This is a genomic window from Acidovorax sp. NCPPB 3576, assembly GCF_028473605.1.
Lineage (GTDB): Bacteria > Pseudomonadota > Gammaproteobacteria > Burkholderiales > Burkholderiaceae_C > Paracidovorax.
Genome location: NZ_CP097267.1, coordinates 4,562,432 through 4,582,036 on the forward strand (window position 1 = coordinate 4,562,432; position 19,605 = coordinate 4,582,036).

A 19,605-nucleotide genomic window follows, 5' to 3' on the forward strand; every position below is an offset into this window, starting at 1 on the left:
ATGATCGCGCTCAGGGGCCCATGTCCGCGTTGTGCGTCTCGATCCAGTCCAGTCGCGTGGCGTTCTCGACCAGCTTGGCGACATGCACGAACGCTTCGCTGACAGGGCAATGGACCGTGTCGGCCAGGATGCGGGCCAGATCCCCCAGCGCACAAGGCTGGCCCAGCGCCTTGAAGAGGACATGGGCCGGCCTGTTGATGTAGGCGGCGGTCAGAGTTCGATCGTCGACCACGAGCGCACCTCCGTCCGCTTCCTCCCGCAAATGGATGCAACGGGACAGCCGAATCGTTCCCTTCGACATCCGATCGGCCACATGGCTGTCATGTTCCATCAAGCCGAGCCTCCGTGGAGATGAAGTCGAAATGGGTGCCATTCAAGCCGTTTCCGATGCCGATGTGAATGCCGGTGGCTCCTTCGTTGAGCACGCTGTTGAGACTGCGATCGACTCGGCCCAGCGGCAACGCCCCGGTACCGATGGCCACCTCGGTCAAGGCGAAGCCGTATTGCGATCCACTCAGCATGTGGATGGCATCGGCCCATTCGCCCAATCCACTGACGATTCTGTTGTCTTCGACAACCAATTGAAACGGGCAAGCCTTGCGGAGTTTTTCCGCCATTTCCGCTGCGGGCTGGAAGGTCGACGCACTCTCTCGCCGCATTTGACGGTGCTTCGCGACCAGCACCGTATCGACCCGGACCACCCCAGAGACGGACATCGCCGCGTCGACCTGGCCCGCCATGTCGCTGGGCGACATCCCCACTTCGAAGTAGTTGCCAAGGGTCGTGTGCTCGTCGTGGAGCAGCGCCACCCGGGTGCGCCCCACCGCGTGGAGCACATCCGGCAGTCGGATCGTCAACGCAGTGTCCGGCCCCGTCATCGTGATTTCCTCACGCGCCATCAGCAGCCGCGTGATGACGCGGCGGTTCATGGCCACCGACAGAGAAACGTCGACTTCCGAAAACATCTCGACCGAGTATTTCGCTGTATCCAGGTCGGATGAAAAGGACGCGAGCGGCAACCACAGGATGCTCGTCGCCGACCATTTTTCGAGCAGCAACTCGCGTGACGGGACACGGTCCCAGTCAAGCGGTATGGCGAGCGCACGCCTGGGCACTTCGACGTCGCCCACGCCGATTTCGTCAAACGTCGTGACGGGAAGATCGCGCGCCGCCAGCCATTGCGCCAAGTCCCAATCGTCAGTCAAGAGGGTCGCTTCCTGCCCTGAAAAAATCGACCTGATGTTTCGAATCAATCCATCGCGCATGCATTACCTCCCCGGTCGGGTTCGTCCTCGATGGGCCTCAGTCCCACGTCAAGACACGGACACGAGGCGACGTCGCCCACGTTGACTTTCACGATCGCCTCCCGTTTGCGCTGGACGTCGGTTCCAATATTTTTCAGCGGCGACGGAAGATGGGATGGGTTTGGCTCTGGCAACTGCAAAGCACGCCCGTACATCTCGCCATCGGTCGCGTAGCCTTCGGCAATCCATATGCGTCTGGACATTCACAATTTCTTTTTTAAATATTGGAAAGATGGAATCTGGCGTCCGCTTTTCAGAGCGGCGCCAATATCACCGATGGTCTGAACCCCTAAAACTCAGATCGCGTTATAGATGATCGCAAAGATGGGCGTGCTGCTGACAGCATCGAGACCCAAACTCGCCGTGCCCTGAACGTCGTCAAGGGCGCCCAGTAGAGTGATTTCTGGAACTTCGGTGATAACTGCCGTTTGATTCGCGTTCATTTAACTTCCTTATGTCGTGGATAAATGTCAGCCTTTTGATCGCTGACACCACTATTCTCGTGACCTGGGCGACGTTGTGTGTAGAAAAAGAGGCAAGACGTTGCGCCGCAACGACACACCGTTAATTGATTTTCACGATGATCAATGCCGTTTTAATATGGGGGGGGGAACCTCTCAAAACCTCCGAGTTTGCAAGTTTGGTCGTCGTAACTCGTTGATTTATAAGGGTGCCGACTGTTTGGGATGGGGGTTTGAGAGGTTCCCTGGGGTGGACCCAAGAATAAGAAGTGGAGCAATAAGGCCCTTGCGCCCACCCCCAAAAATGCAAAACCAGCCCGTTGCACTGTCTCGGCATCGGTCGGGATATTTAAAATGCATGCCCCGTGAAAATGCATCAAAAAAAGGGCTTCCGAAGAAACCCTTTCGCTCTTGTCTCCAGTACCCAGAAGCGTTGAGTGGACGCGAACGAGGCGCAAGCGGCACGCCGCCGCGGGTCTTCAGATTTTCTGCGCCACCCCTCTTGAAAACCCGAAGCCCGCTGCTAATTCATGGACCGGAAGCGCCGGAGCTTCGCCGGCGTTCCGTTTAACCACCCTCAACGACACGTCACTCATTGGAGGTTTCGCCATGTACCGATCTCTGTTTCCGCGCGATATGTTCGCCGAGATGGATCGCCTGCAGCGCGAGATGCAGCAGGCCTTCGATCTGTCGCCCACCATCCGCGGCTTCGCCCGCAACGGGTTTCCCGCCCTGAACGTCGGCGGGACGCCCCAGTCCATCGAGGTGTATGCCTTCGCCCCCGGCGTCGATCCGGCCACGCTGGAGGTGCACCTGGAGCGCGGCCTGCTGAGCATTGCCGGCGAGCGCAAGAGCCCCATCGGCCAGGCCGATGCGAAGGCGACGGCGCACATCAACGAGCGCTTCGACGGCAAATTCCGCCGCGTGGTCACGCTGCCCGACGATGCCGATCCGGACGCCGTCAACGCCCAGTTGCGGGACGGCGTGCTGCATATCACCGTGCAGCGCCGGGCCTCGGCACAGCCGCGGCGCATCACGATCCAGTAACCCGCAGGTTTCCGAAGCAGACAGGAGAAACAGCCATGCGCAACGATATCCAGACTTCGAATAACAGCCACAGCTTGAGCCACAGCCATAGCCAAAGCGACGGCAATCGCAGCCGCAACCACCACACCGGCAGCGCCCACCCCCAGCCGGGCGCCACCCGCCAGCCAGCCCCCGCGCCGCAGGACCGCTCGCGCTACGCCGATTCGGCGCTCACGCCGCCGGTCGATGTGATCGAGGACTCGGGCGGCATCACGCTCTATGCGGATCTGCCGGGCGTGAGCCGCGACAAGCTCAATCTGCAGGTCGAGTCGGAGACGCTGACGATCGAGGCCGAATCCGACCTGGCCGTGCCCGAGGGCCTGACCTCCAGCCACACGGAAGTAGGCTTGGGTCGGTTCCGCCGGGTGTTCACCCTGAGCAAGGAACTGGACACCGAGCGGGTGTCGGCCGAGCTGGCGAACGGGGTGCTGAAGCTGCGCATTCCGAAGGCGCAGCACGCACAGCCGCGGCGCATCGAGGTGCAGATGGCTTAACGGCTTGCGGAGCCGCCAGGGATCAGTGCACCGGCATTGCTATTACTTATATAGCAATGCTCCCTAGTGAATATTGCGCTGGAGCCCTTTTTTACTCAAAGTCGGCTCGCACAAAAGGATTGCCCCCGCCTCAGCATCGCGGCCCCTGCAGCTAATACGACTGCAGGGGCCGCATTGCGTTGAGCCCAGTTGAGCGCTGTCGGGCTCACCCTGCGGCAGAGGGCGATGCGGCGACGCTCTGCGCATCCAGCGCCAGGTAGTGGTGCACCACGGGACGGCCCGGGCCGACGTGGTAGCGCAGCGCCTCGGCCTGCAGATCGGCATCGGCTTTGGAAACACGGCCGTGCTGGCGCAGGTGCTCGGCCCACGATTCGACCAGGAACCACTCGATCACCCGGCCCGGCTCGGCCGTGTGCTCGGCCACGCCCCAGGCGTAGGCGCCGTCGCGGCGGCGTTCGCGCGCCACGTGCTGCATGGCCTGCAGGAAGGCGGGCAGGTCGGGCTGGCGGATCTGGTATTCGATCTGCACCATGACCGGGCCGCGATCGTGCGCGACGGGCTCGGCCAGCAAAGGCTCGGGCCAGTGGTTGGAAGGCTGCAGATCGGCTTCGCCGGTGGGCAGCTTCACGCGGTGAAAGAGCACGGCCGCCAGCACCAGGCCGCCCGCACCGACCAGCAGCGTGAGCGGCAGTCCCGCCTGCCCTGCCACCAGGCCCCAGCCCAGGCTGCCCGCGGCCATGGCGCCGTTGAACACCATGAGATAGATCGCAAGGCCGCGGCCACGCACCCAGTTGGGCAGCACGGCCTGGGCCACGCCGTTGAGCGTGGTGAGCGCGATGATCCAACCCCAACCCAGCACCAGCATGAGCGCCACGGCGGCCTCGCGCGGCGGCGCGAGGGTGAGCACGGCCATCACACCGGCGGTGAGCAGCGAGGCCAGCAGCACCAGCCCGTCGGCATCCAGGCGCTTGCGCAGGCGCGGCAGCAGCACCGCGCCGAGAATGGCCCCGGCACCGACCGCGCCCAGCATCACGCCGTAGAAGCCCGCCGTGCCGCCCAGCATGCGCCGCGCCACCAGCGGCAGCAGCGCCCAGACGGAACTGGCGAACAGGAAGAACACCGCCGCGCGCAGCAGCACCACGTGCAGTTCGCGGCTGGCGCGGGCGTAGCGCAGCCCGGCGCGGAAGGCGCCGAAGAACTGCTCGTTCAGCCCGGTGGATTCGGCCTTGGGGCGCTTCCACCACAGCAGCGCGGCGATTACGAAGCCGTAGCTCGCCACGTCCAGGCCATAGGCCGCGGCCGCGCCGAAGCTGGCCAGCAGCAGGCCGCCCGCCGCCGGGCCGATGGCGCGGGCGATGTTGATGCCCAGCGAGTTGAGCGCCACAGCGCTTTTCAGCTCGCTGCGGGGCACCAACTCGGGCACGATGGACTGCCACGTGGGCCCCATGAGCGCGGCACCGATGCCGCCCACGAAGGTGAGCGCGATGAGCGATTCCACCGTGAGCGTGTTCGTGCGCGCCATCACCAGCAGCGTGCCGCTCACGCAGGCCAGCAGCACCTGCACGGCGATCAGAAAGCGCCGGCGGTCCAGGATGTCCGACAGCACGCCGGCGGGAATCGCCAGCAGGAAGATCGGCAGCGTGGCCGCCGTCTGCACCAGCGCCACGGCGGCGGGGCTGGACGACAGCTCGGTCACCATCCACGAGCTGGCCACGTCGCGCATGAAGCTGCCGATGTTGCCCAGCACCGTGGCGGACCACAGCACCGCGAACAGCGGCAGGCGCAGCGGCGCGAAGCTGCCCGAAGGTGCGGGCACGGCGGCGGCGACCGCGGCGGACGGTGAATCGTGTTGGTGATCGTCATGCGCCATGGAGGCCTCCCAGGTCGTGCCAGGCGACGAGCAGCATGCCGCCCACCAGGCCCCAATGTTCGAAGAATGCGTTGGCGGCGCGCTGCCGCTCGGGCGGTGCCACCTGCCAGAAGCGGTCGGCCAGGAACGCCGCCAGCACCGTGAAGCCGGCCAGCGCCAGCGCGCCCAGCCAGCGGTACCAGCCCGAGACGATCAGCAGCGAGGCGCCCAGTTGCAGCGCGATGGTTGCGGCCGCCACGGGCGCGGCGGGTGCCAGGCCAAAGCCTCGCATCTCGGCCACCGCGCCGGCGAAGTCGCGCGCCTTGCCGATGCCGCCCTGCAGGTAGGCCGCGCACAGGCACAGCAGCGCGAGCGACTGCACCCAGGGCGCGGTGAAGGCGCCGCGCAGCGCGTCGATGGAACCGTCCACGGTCACACCGCCCAGCAGGCGCAGCCCAGGGCGCCCCAGAAGCCCTTCAGGTCGGCGATCGGCAGCCGGCTGCTCCAGGCCGTGGCGTGCTGGTGGCCGTGCACGTTGCAATCGTTGGCGCAGGCGCACGCGGCGGCGGCGCGGCGCACCACGGCCTGCAGCGGCGCGCCCTCCTGCGTGCCCCAGCCGCCATAGCCGCCGAAGGTGCGCACGGGCGACCAGTCGGGCATGGCGGGCGGCGGTGCCGCGTCGTCGAAGCGGGCGAAATCACCGGCGCCGTACACCACCTTGCCGCCCACCACCGTGAGCAGCGCCGTGGTGTCGGCGATGTCGGATTCGGGGCAGGCGAAGAAGTCGCGGTCGGGCACGGTCAGGTCGGCCAGCTGGCCGGCCTGGATGCGGCCCTTCTTGCCTTCTTCGTTGCTGAACCAGGTGACGTTCTCGGTCCACAGGCGCAGTGCCGCTTCGCGGCCCAGGCAGTTGCGCTGCGGCGTGATCTGCAGGCCGCCCACGGTCTTGCCCGTGATGAGCCACGACAGCGACACCCACGGGTTGTAGCTGGCCACGCGGGTGGCGTCGGTGCCGGCGGACACGTGCACGCCCTTTTCCAGCATGCGCTTGACGGGCGGCGTGGCCTCGGCCGCGCCGGCGCCGTAGCGCTCGACGAAGTACTCGCCCTGGTAGGCCATGCGGTGCTGCACGGCCACGCCGCCGCCCAAAGCGGCGATGCGGTCGATGGACTTTTCCGAGATGGTCTCGGCATGGTCGAAGAACCAGTTCAGGCCGGCCAGCGGCGTGTCGCGGTTCACCTTCTCGAACACGTCGAGCGCGCGCTCGATGGTCTCGTCGTAGGTGGCATGCATGCGCCAGGGCCAGCGGTTCTGCGCCAGGATGCGCACCACGCCTTCCAGGTCGTCTTCCATCTCGGGCGCCATGTCGGGGCGCGGCTGGCGGAAGTCTTCGAAGTCCGCCGCCGAGAACACCAGCATCTCGCCCGCGCCGTTGTGGCGAAAGTAGTCCGTGCCCTGCTTGTATTGCGACGTGGCCGTCCAGTTCAGGAAGTCTTCCTTTTCCTGCTTCGGCTTTTGCGTGAACAGGTTGTAGGCCAGGCGGATGGTGAGCTGATCGGCATCGGCCAGTTCCTGGATCACCTGGTAGTCGTCGGGGTAGCTTTGGAAGCCGCCGCCCGCATCGATGGCGCCCGTCACGCCCAGGCGGTTCAGCTCGCGCATGAAGTGGCGCGTGGAGTTGACCTGGTATGCATGCGGCAGCTTGGGGCCCTTGGCCAGCGTGGCGTAGAGGATGGCCGCATTGGGCTTGGCCAGCAGCAGCCCGGTGGGGTTGCCGGCCGCATCGCGCACGATCTCGCCGCCGGGCGGCGCGGGCGTGTCGCGCGTGTAGCCCACGGCCCGCAGCGCGGCGGCGTTGAGCAGCGCGCGGTCGTACAGGTGCAGGATGAACACCGGCGTGTCCGGCGCCACGGCATTCAGCTCGGCGATGGTGGGCAGGCGCTTCTCCGCGAACTGATGTTCGGTGAACCCGCCCACCACGCGCACCCACTGCGGCGCGGGCGTGACCGCCACCTGGCGCCGCAGCATGCCCATGGCATTGGCCAGGCTCTTCACGCCGTCCCAGCGCAGTTCCATGTTGAAGTTGAGCCCGCCGCGGATGATGTGCAGGTGGTTGTCGATCAGGCCCGGCAGCGCGCTGCGGCCGTTCAAGTCGATGCGCCGCGTGCCCGGCCCGGCCAGCGCCAGCACGTCGCGGTCCGTGCCGACTTGGGTGAAGCGCCCCTGCGCGATGGCCACGGCACTGGCCGTGGGGTTGGCGCGGTCCAGCGTGGTGAAGCGGCCGTTGTGCAGGATCAGGTCGGGGGTGGTGGGCGGGGTCATGGGCAGGCTCCTTGGAGGATCGGCAACGCGAAGGGTGCGCTCTTTTTCAACCCTCGTGGGCGTTGAACATGGCCTTGGCATAGGTGATGCCCAGGCCGTAGCCGCCACCGAACTTTCTGGCGATGCCCGTCGTCATGTCGTAGGTGTCCGTGCGCGCCCAATCGCGTTGCAGCTCCAGCAAATACTGCAGCGCCGTGATGGGCCGCGCACCCGCCTGCACCATGCGCTCCATGGCGCGGTGGTGGGCCTCGGCGGAGATGTCGCCGCTCGCATCGGCGATCACGTACACCTCGAAGCCCTGGTCGAGCGCCGACAGCGCCGGGCCCACGATGCACACGCTGGTCCACAGGCCCGCCAGCACGATGCGCGGCTTGCCGATTTCGTTGATGCGGCGGATCACGGCCTCGTCTTCCCAGGTGTTCATCGACGTGCGGTCCAGCAGCGCCTGGCCGGGGAACGGCGCGGTCACCTCTTCGAACATCGGGCCGCTGAAGCTCTTTTCCGCCACGGTGGTCAGGATCGTGGACACGCCGAAGCCCGCCGCCGCGCTGGCCACCAGGCCAGCGTTGGAGCGCAGCGTGATCGCATCGATGGAATGCGTGGCGAAGGCCATCTGCGACTGGAAGTCGATCATCACCAGCGTGTGGTCCTGCGGGTTGAGCAGCGTGGCGCCGGGGGTGGCGGTGGCGACGGGCTGGGCGGCGGCGGGGGTGCGGACGGCGGTCATGGCAAGGCTCCTGGATGGAATGGAAAAGACGGAAGGAAAAAGGAAAGGCAATCGAAAGAAAAGGCCCGGGGGCCGGGGCGGCGGTGCCGCCGCCCCTCACCAATCAGTGCGGCATGGCGGGCAGCTCGTTGGGGCGCAGGTCGAACACCAGCACCTCGGCGTCGTCGCCCCTGGCAAAGCGCAGGGCGCCAGCGTCGCGGATGCGGGCGCCGTCGCCTTCGGACAGGCGCTCGCCGTTCACCTCCAGGCTGCCGCGGGCCACGTGCACATACACGTTGCGGCCGGGTCCCACGTCCAGTTCGGCGGCCTCGTCGCCGTCGAACAGGCCGGCATGCACCCGGGCGTCCTGGTGGACGGCCAGCGAGCCGTCGGACCCTTCGGGCGAGATGATCAGCCGCAGCCGGCCGCGCTTTTCGGCCTCGCTGAAGTGCACCTGCTGGTAGCGGGGCGTGGCGCCGATCACGCCGGGCACGATCCAGATCTGCAGGAAGTGCACGGGCTCGTCGGCCGAGTGGTTGAACTCGCTGTGGCGCACGCCGGTGCCGGCGCTCATCATCTGCACGTCGCCGGGGCGGATGACCGAGCCGGTGCCCATCGAATCCTGGTGCTCCAGCGCGCCTTCCAGCACGTAGGAGAAGATTTCCATGTCGCGGTGGGGATGAGCGCCGAAGCCCTTGCCCGGCGCCACGCGGTCGTCGTTGATGACCAGCAGGTCCGAGAAGCCTTGCTGGTTGGCATCGCGGTAGTGGCCGAACGAGAACGTGTGGTGCGAATGCAGCCAGCCGTGGTTGGCGTTGCCGCGTTGGTGGGCTTTGCGGATGTCGAGCATGGTGCAGGTTCCTTTCGGTTTCTTCGATGAAATTCACACTGGGGGCCTGTCGCTGAAATCACCTCGATTTCATTGGGCTTCAGTGCTGCGGTGAAGAAAGTATCCCGCGCCGTGAGGGGTCACAGGTTGAAAGGTTTCGCCATCCATCATCGATAATTTCGATGATTCAACCCATCGCCCTCACGCCATGCTGAAACTCACCCTCGAAGCCATCGAACTGGTGGACGCGATTGCCCGCCACGGCTCGTTCGCCGGCGCCTCCGAGCGCCTGCACAAGGTGCCGTCCACCATCTCCTACGCCATCGGCAAGCTGGAGGAGCAGCTCGGCATCGCCCTCTTCACCCGCAACGGCCCGCGCGTGGCGCTCACGCCCGCCGGGCAGGAGATGCTCAAGGAAGGCCGCTGGCTGCTCACCGCCGCGCACCAGCTCGAATCGCGCATGCGGCAGATCGCCACGGGGTTCGAATCGGAATTGCGGCTGGTGCACGACTCGCTCATCCCCACCAGCGCGTTCAACCAGGACATCTGCGCCTTCGAGGACCTGCACTGCGGCACGCGCCTGCGCATCGGCTGCGAGGCGCTCACGGGCACCTGGGAGGCGCTGCGCGACGGCCGCGCCGACATCGTCGTGGCGGCAGGCGAAGGCCCGGCCGGCGGCGGCTACAAGGCGGTGGCCGTTGGCAGCCTGGCGTTCGTGTTCTGCGTGACGGCCACGCACCCGCTGGCGCAGCTGCAGCGCCCGATCACCCGCAGCGACCTGCTGGACCACACCGCCGTGGTGGTGGGCGACGGCGCGCGGTCGCTCACCGACCGCACCGTGGGCCTGCAATCGGGCCAGCGCCGCATCACCGTGCCATCGATGCAGGCCAAGATCGCCTGCCAGGCGGCGGGCCTGGGCCACGGCTTTCTGCCGCGCGCATGCATCCGGGTGGAGCTGGAAACGGGGGTGCTGGTGGAGCTGCCGGTGGAGGAGCCCCGCCCCGACGAGACCTTCTGGCTCGCCTGGAAGCCCGAGCACATGGGCGAGGCGCTCAAGTGGTGGCGCCAGCGGCTGGACCGGCCGCTGCTGCCGGGCATCCTGCCGCAGTGAAGGCGCCGCCGACGCGGCCCATCACAGCGGCAAGTGTCGCTGCGATGGCCGATTCCTCGTCAGGGGGGTGCCGACCGCTGCGGGAATTTTCGATAGATCTTTTTCAGTATCCAGATTTCCCCGCATTCCAAGACCAACCACAGCGGGAAAAGCGGCATCACCATAAAGATGAAAAACACACGCAAGGGAAAATAAAGGAGAAAAAACATCCCCACATAAAACCCGTGCAGCGGCTGCTTGTTTTTGATGAAAAACAGGATGAAGACGAGAAAAGCCAAGCCCGAAGTCAAAATGACATGGAAGCCCAGCAGCAGATAGGCCATGGCCTTGGGCAAATAATCATGGGTGGCCACCCATTTTGGCGAAAGCTCCTGAAAGGCCGATGCGGCCATCGACAGAAAGAAAACGAGAATGCCCAGGCCCAGCACGGCGAATGGAATCCAACACGCGTAAGCCATCCATTTGGAAGGCGCTTTCAATGCTTCGGAACGCGGGGTTTTCATCAATTCCAAATTCTCCTGGGGTCGTATTTCCATGCCGAGGGGTCCAGGGGCACAGGATTCGGCCACGTACCCTGGGGCCATAAATTACCGCCATAGAAGCTTTTACTGACTCCGGATTCGGTGAAGGCCTTGTCGTGATACTGATAATTTATCGCTGCACTGGAACCGGGTTCTAAATCACTGCGTGGGCGCTTACATGGTGCCGCTCGATTTAGGCTCAGTACATTTCATTGCGATCAAATAAATGATTAAAGAAAGTACTCCGGCGCCAGCACCGAAGAAACTATAAAAAAGAGATAAGCCATCCATTTTTGGAATGCGACCGAGCAATAAGAATAATACGAAATTTATTAAAAAACCTCCAAAAATGAAAGCAAAAATTGCAGCCGTCACCAAACCATACCGACGGTAAAACTGCAAAACAAAATACAGACAGGCTGAAATCAGAAAAAAAGAAATTCCAAAAATAAAACTCCCCAAATATAAATAAAGAGAAGAATAATCTCGATGTGTGAAGCAGAGGAACAAAAACGTCACAGAAAGAGAAGATAAAAAACTTGCAAGGAGATATTTATTTATTTGCATGATTTGGCGTGATCAAACACTTTTTCATCCACGTTCCCCCACAAATACTTTGCCAGCGCATTATTTAACGTCCCCATCGGCCCAACACCTTCGCCATAAGTGTGGACAGTTACCTCATTGGCACTCTCCGAAACCCAGCGGCGCACAATTCCTGGATATAAAAGGTGGCTTTTCTCAGTGATATTTGTAACCATTGTTCTATCGACTGATACCGAATGACTCACTGGTCCTACCGGAATAGCAAAGCCCTGTTGCCCGTCTTTAATGGGCTGCCCGTCAGAACCAGGTGCTGGATACCTCATGAGCCCCTCTGAAACTTTGCCCAAAGTGCAACCAGCCGTTTTCTTTGAGCATGAATTAGTGACGTTATAGCTGTGGAAATTGGGATTTTTTTCATCAAACAGCATTACGCCTTTTTCATCTTCTCCGAGCAGACCAGGATAATATGGTCTGTTATTGCTCAGGTATCCCCTTTGCGCCATAGAGCCGGGCTCTAATCCAAGCGGGTCAACCCAGCCTAAGGGGTCACTTCCGACATAGGCATAAATGTTATGTCCCCCGGCCAGCCCAATCGGGTCCTGCGTCACATATTGCCCCAGGTGGGGGTCGTAATACCGGAACCGGTTGTAATGCAACCCCGTCTCAGCATCCAGCTGCTGCCCCTGGAACCGGATGTTCTGCTCGATCCGGTACGGGTTGTATTCCTCCCGCACCTCGCCCCAGGCGCCATAGCTGGCCGCCCACGTCACTTGGCCCGCCTTGTCTCCATTGCCATCCACCAGCCCGATCGGCGTGCCCAGGTGGTCGCACAGGTAGTGCCGGATGGTCAGCGGGTTGCTTGCCGCCTGGGCTTGCCTCTCGGCCTGCAACTGGCCCACGCTGCCCGCCATCAGCTGTGCAAGCTCCCGGGGCATGTGCGCCTGCGCGCGTTGTAGCGCCTTCGCACCCGTGGCCGCATCCAGCACGCTCTGCAGCGCCGCCTGCACCATCTCCCGCTGCGCACGCGGCATGGCCGCGAAGGTGTTGGCCGCATCCGTGGTGTCTTCGCCGGGCTCCGCGCCCAGGCCCATCAGCGTCTGCATCGCATCCTTGGCCCCTTGCCTGCGCTGCAGCTGCAGCAGCGGCACGAAGCTGGCCGGCTCATAGACGGTGTGCCGGATGCCTTTTTCATCCTGCGTGTGCACCAGCCGGTCGGCGTCCCAGCCGTAGTGGGTGGTGTCCTCCCGCCCTTCGCGCACCACGGTCTTGGCCAGGCGCCGCCCGAAGGCGTCGTAGCGGTAGCGCGCCACGGGCGCATCGCCTGTCTCGCCCGGCGCCTGCTCGGAGACCGCCGCCAGTTGGTGCAGCGCGTCGTATTCCAGCCGCAGCGTGCGCCCATCGGCGTGCTGCGCCTGCACGCGGTTGCCGAAGGCGTCGTAGCGGTACTGAAGGATTGCCCCGTCCACTGCGCTGCTCCAGCCGATGCGGTTGCCCGGCCATTGCTGCACCGGCCCGCCCGCGCGGCCTGGCGCGCTGTCCGGCGGCGCCAGCAGATCGAAGCCGGGGTCGTGCAGGTTCTGCTGCACCTGGCTCGCCCAGTCCTGGCGGTCCGCTCCCGGGGCCGCGTCCTGGCCCAAGAGGTCGGGCAGCCGGTTGCCTGCCGGATCGAGCCGCCAGCGCCGCTGCTGCACGCCTTCGGCGACCGCATGCGCCACGCCGGTCAGGCGCTGGTGCACGTCGTAGTGGTAGCGCGTGGCATCCAACGGGGTCTGCACGCCCACCAGCTGGCCCAGCGCGTCGTAGGTGTAGCGGCGCACGGGCAGGGTCCCCAGCGGGCCCGATGCCTGCGCCGCTCCTGTTGCCGTTGTCCGGGGCAGCCCTTGCCAGTCTTGCTGCAGCAGCCGCCCCATGGGGTCCAGGCGCCGGGTCTGGGTGACTGCGGCATGGACCCTTTCCGCGCCGCTGTCCAGTTGCAAGGTGCGTGCGACCTCGCGGTGCAGGGCATCGCGCTCGATGGCCAGCACCGGGGTCTTGTCCAGCAGCAGCCCGTGCACGTGGCCCGAGCCGTAGGCCAGCCAGTCCAGCTCGCCCAGGCCCTGCAGCTGGCTGCCCAGCCGCTGCCCGAGCGCGCCCAGGCGGTGCGCGATGCGGTGTTCGAATTCGGGCTCCGCCTCGCCCCCCAGGTGGGGCGTGGCAGGCGCCTGCCGGTACAGGGTCTGCGCCTCGCCCGTGGCCCGGCCGAAGGGGTCGCGCTCCAGGGCCACGCGGGTGTCGGCGATGAGGCGCTGGGCCTGCAGGCGCTGCGCGGCTTCGGCCAGGGCCGGATCGGGCTCTGCGGTGGAGCTTGCGCCCAGGGCCAGCAGGGCTTGCAGCAGCGGGGCGGGCAGGTCCAGCCATTGATCGCCCAGGGTCTGGAGGTGGGTCTGGGGGTGGGGTTGGCCCTGCGCGGCCGCCCAGGGCAGGTGCGCGGTCCAGGTGCGGGCCGTGGCGAGGGCGCCGCGGTCGTCGTAGGCGTAGGCCTGGATCTGCAGGCTCTCGCCGCGGTCATGGGCGCTGGTGTCGTTGCCCTGTGCGCTGTGCACGCCCGGCGAGCGCACGAGGACGCGGGCCACGATGCGCCCGCCCGCATCATGGTGGTTGCGGCTCCTCACGGTGGCGCCCAGCCCTTGGGCGGCGGCGCCTTGCACGCCCGGGTGTTGGCCCTGCCCGTGTCCGTCGCTCTTGTGCACGAGCTGTCCGGCGGCGTCGTAGCCATAGACTTGCACGCGCCCGTCAAAGCCCACCTCTTGCACCAGCCGGTCCTGCACGTCGTGCACGAAGCGGGTGACGGCCTGGTTCTCGTTGATGAGCTCCACCAGGCGGCCCGCCACGTCGTAGCGCAGCGCGTATCCCCGGCCGGCCTGGGTTTGCGCGATGACGCGGCCCCACAGGTCGTGGCCGTAGGTGACCGAGGTCGTGACGGTGGTGGTCGTGGCGCCATCCCCCACAGGCTGCGCGCCATGCGTGGCCGCCTGCAGCTCGCCGTTCGGTCCCCAGCGGTATTGCACTTGCGTGCCGTCGGGCGCCATGACGCGGGTGGGCCGGCCCGCGCCGTCGTACTGGTAGCGCGTGCGCTGGTTCAGGGCGTCGATGCTCTCGCGCACTTCGCCAAAGGCGCCGTAGTGCCAGGCATGCACCCGGCCCGAGCAGTCGGTGTGGCGCGTGAGCTGCCCGCAGCCGTTGTAGGCCAGTTCCTTGCGCCCGCCCTGCGCGTCGATGACGGCCACGGGCTGGTCGCACCAGGGCCGGGTGGCGGGGTCGATGGCGCCCTCGGCGGTCAGGGGGGCGTATTCGAAGCGGGTGGCGAGGGCCGGGGTATCCAGGCCCTGGGGATCGCCCACGGTCACCTGCAGCAGCCGGCCCCAGGCGTCGTAGTCCATGTGGGTTGGCAGCGCCCCCAGGCCCACGCTCTGCAGCAGCAGGCCGTCCTGCGCCGAGCCCGCTTCGCCCCAGCGCTGGCGGGTGCTGCGCCCGTCGGGGTTCTGCGTGCCCAGCAGCCGCCCGGCGCCGTCGTAGCGCCACCAGGTGGTGCGCCCCAACGGGTCGGTGTGGGCGATGCGCCGGCCCGCGCTGTCGTAGCGGTCGCGCTGCTCGGCGCCATCGGGCAGCACGAGCCGCACCAGGCGCTTGTCTCCGCCCTCGCCTTCGAAGTGGTAGCGGGTGAGCCGGTTCAGGCTGTCGCGCACGCGCACTTCGCTCACTGGCACAGACTGCGGCACGGGTGGCGGGGTGGCGGGGGCCGTCTCGGACTCGGCGATCGCAACGGGGGGGATGGCCGGGATGGCCGGGATGGCCGGGATGGCCGGGATGGCCGCCGGGGGGGCGGGGGGATCGCGGTATTCGAAGACGTACGACAGTCCCTGCTCGTTGTGCTGCTCCACCACGCGGGCGCCGGGCCGGGGCATGGCGGCGCCCTGGTCTTCGTAGAGGTAGGTGTGCAAGGGTCCGCTGCGCACCCGGTGGCGCACCATGCGGTGCAGCCGGTCGTAGCCGAACTCGCGCGTGCGCTGGCCGTCCCGCCCCAGCACTTCGACCAGGTCGCCCGCGCTGTCGTAGCGGTAGCGCACCAGCGGCACCCGGTAGCCCGGGCCGGTGCAGGCCGCATCCAGCGGGTTGTGCACGCAGTCCACGCCGGTCAGCCGCTCGCCGCTGTCCGGGCCGAGCAGCGGGTGGGCGGTGGCGGTGGTTGGGGCCGCGGCGGCAGCCCCCTCCCGCTCGCGGTTGTAGTGCAGCGCATAGCGCCGCCCGCTGCCGTCGGTGATGGCGATGAGCCGCCCGTGCTCGTCGTATCCGTAGTGCTGGCTGCGCCCGAAGCGGTCCAGCACCTGGCCCACGCGGTGGCGCCCGTCCTCCCCCGGCCACAGCAGCCACACGGCGCCGCCGTTGCCCGAGGCGGCGATCACGCACCGGGGATCGCCCATCACTTCAGAGGGAACGTGGGCCCAGCGCGGCTGCCAGGCCCAGGGCTGCAGCTCGGCAGGGGTGCGCGCGAGAGGGGCGGCTGCAAGCGATGTGCCGCCACCGCCGCGCAGGAGCCACAGGTCTTCGCTGGCGCTGTACAGCGCTTGGCCGGGTGCCAACGGCTCGCCGAAGGTGATGGCCCGCCCCCCGGTGTCCAGCAGCACGGTGCGCCCTGCCTCCAGCCGCACGGCGATCTCCATGGGCAGCTTCCAGCCGTAGCCCAGCAGCCCGCAGGTCGCCCCGTGCTCTTCGTTCACGTAGCTGCTGTACTGGCGCTGCCACACGAGCGGCATCGGCCCGGGCAAACTGAAGTCCCGCTCGTCCCCGCCCATCAGCACCTTCGCCCCCAGCGCCGGGTTGACGGGGCTGCCCACCGCCATCCCCCCCGGACACACGGAGCAGGCCACGCCCCCCGCCGAGCCGATGAGCACGGTGGCCGAGCCCTGAACGATCGGCCCTCCCTTCTGGGTCATGTCGCCTTGCCGCGCCGCTGGTTTGCCACTCATGCTTTCGCTCTTTCTTGGGGATCGTTTGCCGGGTTCAGGCAAGGGGAGATGGAAGTCTTTGCACCAATCGCCTCGGGGCTCTGGCCATCGCATCGGGTTTGGGGCCGCGCCGCTGCGCGAAGGCCATGCAGGGCAAGCCCCGCCGGCCCGCCTCAGCAGTTGAGCTTGTCCAGGCTGGACAGCACTTCGATCAGCGCCGGCGTGAGCCGCACGGTGCTCGCCCCGCAGCGCAGGGTGATCTCCTGGTCCGCCTCCAGCGTGATCTGCTGCGCCTTGACGGCCAGCGCCTTGCCCACCTGCAGGCTGTCGCCGCCCGTGACCTGCGCGCTGCGGTCCCCACCCACGCTCACGCTGTCGTCCTTGCCCACGCTGCGGCTCCAGTGCATGCCCACCAGGTCATTGCGCACCATGCCGACGTTCACGCTGTAGGCCACGCCGATGTTCATCATCTTGGCCATGCCGACGTTCTGCATGGCCAGCATGCCCACGGTCTCGGTTTTCATCTTCCCGACCTGGATGGTCCAGTTGCTGCCGATCTAGTCTTTCTCGTTCTTGCCGATGGTCTTGCTGCGGTTCTTGCCGATGCTCACCGTCTCGTCGATGCCGACGTCCTCGCTTCGGTTGTCGCCGATGCTGATCTTTTCGTTGTGGTCCACGCGCTCGGTGCGGTTGGAATGGATGGTGATGGTCTCGTCGCCATCGACTTCCTCGGTGCGCCAGCCGTGCACGGTGATCTTTTCGTTGCGGTCCACGGTCTCGGTGCGGTCGCGGTGGATGACGTTGGTTTCGTCCCGGTCGATGGTCTTGCGCCGATCATTGCCCACCCACTTGTCCTCGTCGTTCTCGACCTCGGTGAGCTGGTCCTTTTGCGCATGCAGCCACAGCTGCTCGGCCCCGGCCTTGTCCTCGAAGCGGATGGCGTTGGCATCCCCCGCGCCGTTCTTCAATCCGTCGCCGAAGGCCCCGCCCTTGCTCGATTTGGTCTTGATGCCCGACTGCGTGGCGTTGGCCGGCAGCGCCCACGGCGGCATGTTGTCGGCGTTGTACACGCAGCCGGTGATGAGGGGGTAGTCGGGGTCGCCGTTGAGGAAGTCGACCACGACTTCCATATTGATGCGCGGGATGAACATGGCCCCGAAGCCGGAGCCGGCCCAGCTGCTCGATACCCGCACCCAGCAACTGGAGTTCTCGTTCATGGCGCCCACGCGGTCCCAGTGGAACTGCACCTTGACGCGGCCGTACTGGTCGGGCCAGATCTCCTCGCCCGGCGGGCCGACGACGACGGCGGTCTGCGGGCCGGTGGTCCTGGGTTTGGGGGTGGTGCGCGCGGGGGTGTAGGGCACGCTGGTGGGCTGGGCCACCAGGGTGAATCGCTGGAACGAGCCTTCTTCCTGCGCCGTGCCCTTGGGGCCGGGCGCTGCGGCGCTGACCTGGGGGTTTTCCTTGAAGTGGTATTCGAGGCCGGTGAGCAGGTATTGCTGGTTCTGGTCCTCGCGCGGGTAGTTCTCCAGCGTGAAGGTATAGCCCGGGGCGAGCGCCCGGTGGCGCGACTGGCCCCGCACGGTGCTGTGCCCGGTGAGGCTTTCCTGCAGCCGCACGCGGGCATAGGCTTCGCCGTCGCCGAACTCGGTGTAGCCGCCCGGCCATTCGTAGATTTCGTGGCTGTCGTGCGCGTGGCCCGGCGGGGTCTGGCGCATGTTGGACAGGTCGGCGCGCGGTTTCTTGAAGTCGTAGTCGTCGTTGTAGTGCCGCCCGGAGTGGATGGCCTGGTGCAGTTCCCAGGCGTGGATGTTCTCCTTGTCGGCGACGGCGGCCTTCTCGGGCGGGTAAAAGGGGATGACGGCAGCCCCGGGCAGCGGGCTGTGCGAGGCGACGATGTCGTCGGCCAGGGTCAGGATGTGCTGGCCGGCGCTGTGCTGGTGGTAGTAGTAGATGCCTTCATGTTCCATGAGGCGCGAGACGAAGGCGCAGTCGGTCTCGCCGTACTGCACGCAGTAATCCCAGCTGCGATACGCCCGCGTGAGCCGCTTTTGCAGGGGGTGGCCGTATTTGCCGAGCACCTCTTCAATGATGTCGGGGACGGTCTTGTTCTGGAAGATCCGGAAGTCGCTCTTGCGCGTGGCCAGCCACAGCCAGGGCTGCAGGCGCAGGCGGTAAGAGTAATACCGGTGGTCTTCGCCTTGCAGGCCGAAGCGGGTGACGATGCCGTCCAGGTAGCGCCGGCCGCCGCCTTCGGTCTCCACTTCCACGCTGGCGTGCTTGCCGAGCAACGCCTTGGGGTCGATGGATTTGCTCTCGCTCAGCAGGTCCACATCCAGCGAGAACAGCTCGGAGAGCGCTTCCTTGCCCTGCAGGCGGCGAAACTGCAGCTGTTCTCCCAATGGCGTTTGGATCGTGACGCGGCGTGTCATCGTGGGCAGACCTTCACACAGGCTGTGGCATTGAAACGACGGGCATCATATCCCGGCATGCGAAAAGCCCTTCCAGCCGGCAGCCCATCCATGGCAGCAGCAAAAGCAGTGCAGCCGATGCTGCAAGCGGCCCCATGTGCTCATCCATTTCCCGCGCCAGAAACGCACTGCTGCCAGTGCCGTTCTGCACCGGCTTGAATCGGAGCCGCCTGCCCCTGCAGCCCCAGCAGTCCGCTCAGCCCAGCAGCTTGAGCAGCGCGTGCGCCGCCGGCTCGGACGATGCCGGGTTCTGCCCCGTCACCAGCAAGCCATCGGTCAGCACGAAGGGTGCCCAGTCGGGGCCCTTGGCATATTGGCCGCCGCGCTCTTTCAGCATGTCTTCCACCAGGAAGGGCACGATCTTGGTGAGCTGCACGCCCTCTTCCTCGGTGTTGGTGAAACCGGTCACCTTGCGGCCCTGCACCAGCGGCAGGCCGCCCACCGTCTTGGTGTGGCGAAGCACGCCCGGCGCATGGCACACCAGGGCCAGGGGCTTGCGGTCGGCAAAGGTGTTTTCGATCAGCGCGATGGAATGGGCGTCTTCCGCCAGATCCCACAGCGGGCCGTGGCCGCCGGGGTAGAACACGGCGTCGAAGTCGTCGGGGTTCATGCCGGACAGCGCAAGCGTGCTGGCCAGGTGCTTTTGCGCCTCGGTATCGGCCTTGAAGCGGCGCGTGGCGTCCGTCTGCGCGTCGGGCTCGTCGCTCTTGGGGTCCAGCGGCGGCTGCCCGCCCTGGGGCGAAGCCAGGGTGATCTCTGCGCCTGCGTCCTTGAACACGTAGTAGGGCGCGGCGAATTCTTCGAGCCAGAAGCCCGTTTTCTTGCCGGTGTCGCCCAGCTGGTCGTGGGAGGTGAGGACCATCAGGATTTTCTTTGCCATGGCGGTGCTTTCATTCAAGAGATCGGGAAAAAGGGAAGCG

General features: G+C 66.1%; 16 protein-coding genes and 1 pseudogene. 3 read left to right on the forward strand and 14 right to left on the reverse strand.

Annotation, left to right across the window (positions count from 1 at the left end):
* Positions 1 to 10 precede the first annotated feature (10 nt).
* The 4 genes from M5C98_RS20770 to M5C98_RS20785 form a co-directional block, all read right to left on the reverse strand.
* Positions 11 to 232 carry a hypothetical protein gene (locus M5C98_RS20770; RefSeq protein WP_272549325.1) on the reverse strand — a complete coding sequence of 74 codons (222 nt, stop codon included), beginning with the start codon at positions 230 to 232 and terminating at the stop codon, positions 11 to 13.
* An 88-nt stretch (positions 233 to 320) separates the two neighbouring features.
* A complete protein-coding gene (locus M5C98_RS20775; RefSeq protein ID WP_272549326.1) occupies positions 321 to 1,265 on the reverse strand; it encodes a hypothetical protein in 945 nt (314 codons plus the stop codon).
* Positions 1,250 to 1,507 (reverse strand): hypothetical protein, encoded by a 258-nt coding sequence (locus M5C98_RS20780; RefSeq protein WP_272549327.1) that lies wholly within the window; start codon positions 1,505 to 1,507, stop codon positions 1,250 to 1,252. The genes M5C98_RS20775 and M5C98_RS20780 overlap by 16 nt, the downstream gene beginning before the upstream one ends.
* 93 nt (positions 1,508 to 1,600) lie before the next feature.
* On the reverse strand, positions 1,601 to 1,747 hold the full coding sequence (locus tag M5C98_RS20785; RefSeq protein ID WP_272549328.1) for a hypothetical protein: 147 nt from the start codon (positions 1,745 to 1,747) through the stop codon (positions 1,601 to 1,603).
* Between the two features lie 627 nt (positions 1,748 to 2,374).
* On the opposite strand from M5C98_RS20785, the gene M5C98_RS20790 reads away from it, so the two are divergent.
* On the forward strand, positions 2,375 to 2,812 hold the full coding sequence (locus M5C98_RS20790; protein ID WP_272549329.1) for an Hsp20/alpha crystallin family protein: 438 nt from the start codon (positions 2,375 to 2,377) through the stop codon (positions 2,810 to 2,812).
* Between the two features lie 35 nt (positions 2,813 to 2,847).
* Complete coding sequence (locus M5C98_RS20795; protein ID WP_272549330.1) at positions 2,848 to 3,345, forward strand: Hsp20/alpha crystallin family protein; 498 nt, start codon at positions 2,848 to 2,850, stop codon at positions 3,343 to 3,345.
* 205 nt (positions 3,346 to 3,550) lie between these two features.
* Here M5C98_RS20795 and M5C98_RS20800 read toward each other — a convergent pair whose 3' ends face one another.
* The 5 genes from M5C98_RS20800 to M5C98_RS20820 form a co-directional block, all read right to left on the reverse strand.
* Positions 3,551 to 5,215 (reverse strand): MFS transporter, encoded by a 1,665-nt coding sequence (locus tag M5C98_RS20800; protein WP_272549331.1) that lies wholly within the window; start codon positions 5,213 to 5,215, stop codon positions 3,551 to 3,553.
* On the reverse strand, positions 5,205 to 5,624 hold the full coding sequence (locus M5C98_RS20805) for a DoxX family protein (protein ID WP_272549332.1): 420 nt from the start codon (positions 5,622 to 5,624) through the stop codon (positions 5,205 to 5,207). The genes M5C98_RS20800 and M5C98_RS20805 overlap by 11 nt, the downstream gene beginning before the upstream one ends.
* A gap of 2 nt (positions 5,625 to 5,626) precedes the next feature.
* Positions 5,627 to 7,516, reverse strand: a complete 1,890-nt coding sequence (locus tag M5C98_RS20810; protein ID WP_272549333.1) for an amidohydrolase — start codon at positions 7,514 to 7,516, stop codon at positions 5,627 to 5,629.
* A 46-nt stretch (positions 7,517 to 7,562) separates the two neighbouring features.
* Positions 7,563 to 8,243 carry a hydrolase gene (locus M5C98_RS20815; RefSeq protein WP_272549334.1) on the reverse strand — a complete coding sequence of 227 codons (681 nt, stop codon included), beginning with the start codon at positions 8,241 to 8,243 and terminating at the stop codon, positions 7,563 to 7,565.
* Positions 8,244 to 8,346: 103 nt separating this feature from the next.
* Complete coding sequence (locus M5C98_RS20820; protein ID WP_272549335.1) at positions 8,347 to 9,072, reverse strand: pirin family protein; 726 nt, start codon at positions 9,070 to 9,072, stop codon at positions 8,347 to 8,349.
* A 187-nt stretch (positions 9,073 to 9,259) separates the two neighbouring features.
* Between M5C98_RS20820 and M5C98_RS20825 the strand changes: the two genes are divergently transcribed.
* Positions 9,260 to 10,162 (forward strand): LysR family transcriptional regulator, encoded by a 903-nt coding sequence (locus M5C98_RS20825; protein WP_272549336.1) that lies wholly within the window; start codon positions 9,260 to 9,262, stop codon positions 10,160 to 10,162.
* 59 nt (positions 10,163 to 10,221) lie between these two features.
* On the opposite strand, the gene M5C98_RS20830 is transcribed toward M5C98_RS20825, so the two are convergent.
* The 5 genes and pseudogenes from M5C98_RS20830 to M5C98_RS20850 all read right to left on the reverse strand — a co-directional run bounded on the left by M5C98_RS20830 (position 10,222) and on the right by M5C98_RS20850 (position 19,565).
* Positions 10,222 to 10,698, reverse strand: coding sequence for a hypothetical protein (locus M5C98_RS20830; protein ID WP_272549337.1), 477 nt, complete (start codon positions 10,696 to 10,698; stop codon positions 10,222 to 10,224).
* A gap of 159 nt (positions 10,699 to 10,857) precedes the next feature.
* The gene (locus M5C98_RS20835) at positions 10,858 to 11,250 is read right to left on the reverse strand and encodes a hypothetical protein (RefSeq protein ID WP_272549338.1); all 393 of its coding nucleotides are present in this window, start codon (positions 11,248 to 11,250) and stop codon (positions 10,858 to 10,860) included.
* Positions 11,241 to 16,235, reverse strand: a complete 4,995-nt coding sequence (locus M5C98_RS20840) for an RHS repeat-associated core domain-containing protein (RefSeq protein WP_272549339.1) — start codon at positions 16,233 to 16,235, stop codon at positions 11,241 to 11,243. Before M5C98_RS20840 ends, M5C98_RS20835 begins: the two co-directional genes overlap by 10 nt.
* Before the next feature lie 152 nt (positions 16,236 to 16,387).
* Positions 16,388 to 18,646 (reverse strand): annotated as a pseudogene (locus M5C98_RS20845) (type VI secretion system Vgr family protein).
* Positions 18,647 to 18,881: 235 nt separating this feature from the next.
* Entirely contained in the window at positions 18,882 to 19,565 is a 684-nt protein-coding gene (locus M5C98_RS20850) for a type 1 glutamine amidotransferase domain-containing protein (protein ID WP_272549340.1), read from the reverse strand.
* Positions 19,566 to 19,605: the final 40 nt, after the last annotated feature.